This window comes from Flavobacterium sp. (assembly GCF_013823965.1).
Classification (GTDB): Bacteria; Bacteroidota; Bacteroidia; order Flavobacteriales; family Flavobacteriaceae; genus Flavobacterium.
In genome coordinates this window covers 1-2,409 of the sequence record NZ_PNNA01000096.1, presented here as the reverse complement: position 1 = coordinate 2,409, position 2,409 = coordinate 1, and the positions used below count along the sequence as shown (strand labels likewise).

Sequence of the window (2,409 nt, the reverse complement as noted above, 5' to 3'; positions counted from 1 at the left end):
CAACATTCCTTTTACTGCTTTTTCTACTAATAATGCAGGGTTTTTGGCTTGCAATACTTTAGCAGATAAAGTTCTTTGTCCTCCAGGGTAACCAGTGTGACGAACATAAGTTTTTTCGTCCATTTTGTTACCTGTAAGGTTGATTTTTTCTGAGTTGATAACAATTACGTTATCTCCACAGTCCACGTGTGGGGTATAACTTGGCTTGTACTTACCTCTAAGGATCATGGCGACCTTAGTAGCAAGACGACCTAAGTTATGACCGTCAGCGTCTACCACAATCCATTCTTTGGATGCGGTTGCTTTGCTTGTCGATACTGTTTTGTAGCTTAATGCGTTCACAATAATTTATTTTAATTAAACATTCCATTCCCAATAAAGGGAGTGCAAAAGTACAATTATTTTTTTGAAATGCAAATAGACGTGAAATTTTATTTTATTCTGATTATCAGTTCGTAAAGTGTTTGTTTTTTTGATGATTTTTGTTTTGAACTTCTTTCATTATATATGATGCGTTTTCTTTTACTTTTTTTAAACAATTGAAACTTAATTTTTTTCTTTTGGCTGTTATTCTTGTTGATTTATGCTATTTTTGATTTGAAATTAATTCCTTTAATATGAAATTTTCTAAATTATATTTTCACAACCTTGCCATTTTGTTAATGGGTTTCAATGTTGGATTTGCCCAAGATTTGCCCATTGTCAAGACCATTTTATCGGACACGACCAGTTTTTATTACACTAATTTCAAAAAATATCCCGCATTACAATCCAATATGCCAATTGGAGTTTTTGATTCGGGTACTGGCGGACTTACGGTTTTGAATGCCATAGTTGCTTTGGATACTTATAACAATAAAACGCATCAAAAAGGAGCCGATGGAATTCCTGATTTTTCTTCGGAAGATTTTATTTACTTGGCCGATCAAGCCAACATGCCTTACGGGAATTATGCGGCAATGAACAAAACCGATTTGCTTAAAGAGCATATCATCAAGGATGCCCAGTTTTTATTGGGAAACAAATACTACAATAACAATGAGTTGTTTACCAATAAAAAACAAATCAAGGTTTTAGTCGTGGCTTGCAATACAGCAACAGCTTACGGCCTGAGTGATATAGAACAATTTCTGGAACAAACACAATCTAAAGTCAAAGTCATTGGAGTGATAAATGCCGGAGTTAAAGGCGCTTTGGAGACTTTTGAAAAATCGGAAAGTGGAAGCATTGGTGTTTTTGCAACAGCCGGAACCGTGGCTTCAAATGGATATACTAATGCGTTAAAAAAAATAATTGAATCCGAAAACTATCTAGGAAAAATTCAATTCTATAGTCAAGGCGGAGTAGGTTTGGCTGAAGCTGTTGATGAAGACTTGAATTACATTGACAAAAGAGCCACACAGCCCAGAGATTTATATAAAGGACCAAGTTTGGAGCAAAACAATTTGAGCATCAATAAAACCTTAATGAAAATTTATGGTTTTGATTTCACTGATTACAAAATGCTTTGCGACAGCAAAGTCTCGGATCAATGCAGTATCATGCAAATTAATTCGCCCGAAAATTATGTGCGTTATCACTTGGTTTCCTTGCTCGAAAAAATGAAAGCAACTCCTGATGCGCTTCCGTTGAAAACGTTGATTTTGGGTTGTACCCATTATCCGTTTTTGATTGATGAAATCCAGAAGGTTTTGGTAGAATTGAGAAATGTAAAAATGGATGGAAAATACCGCTATCGCAAGCTTCTTTCGAAAAACGTAAAATTGATTGATCCGTCAGTTTTTACAGCGCAAGAAGTATATAATTATTTGAATCAAGAAAAGTTGTTAAACGAATTGGACAAAAAAATGCAAGCTGATTTTTACATCAGCATTCCCAATTTAAAAAACACGCAAGTCGTGACGGAAGCCAATGGGCAACGATTTACATACGATTATAAATACGGCAGAAATGCGGGTTCAAATCAAGAATTCATTCAAACAGTTCCGTTTTCCAAGTTCAATATTCCTTTGGAAACAAGCAATAGATTTCAAAAACAGATTCCAAAGATTTACGAACTCTTGTTGAATTCCAACCAAAACAACTTGCTTTCTCCTGCCGACAAATGGTGATTTAGAACAGCAACATTGCGTAATTGATTTTAAGAAATGGCATCAAAGGTTAAATTTTTAGTAAATAATCTTTTTTGTTATTATTTTATCATTTTTATAAAGGGTCAATCCAGCGGTTTTTTATTACTTTAGCAATTTAAAACTGATTTCATCAATGAAATGAGCATAAAGGGAATGCAATGCAAATCCTACTTAAGTTACACGCGAATTTATTCCAATAAAAAACAAATTTTGTATTCATATGAAAGCTAAAGCAACTCTAAAACAAATTGCAAAAGAACTAAATGTTTCTGTTTCC

At 34.0% G+C, this 2,409-nt stretch carries 2 protein-coding genes; one reads left to right on the top strand and one right to left on the bottom strand.

The annotated features are described in order from the left end of the window. On the bottom strand, positions 1-342 hold a 342-nt coding region (rplM, locus tag C0430_RS11645), incomplete at its 3' end, for a 50S ribosomal protein L13 (RefSeq protein WP_290870204.1). A 275-nt stretch (positions 343-617) separates the two neighbouring features. On the opposite strand from rplM, the gene C0430_RS11640 reads away from it, so the two are divergent. Further along, positions 618-2,111 carry a hypothetical protein gene (locus C0430_RS11640; protein WP_290870201.1) on the top strand — a complete coding sequence of 498 codons (1,494 nt, stop codon included), beginning with the start codon at positions 618-620 and terminating at the stop codon, positions 2,109-2,111. Positions 2,112-2,409 lie beyond the last annotated feature (298 nt).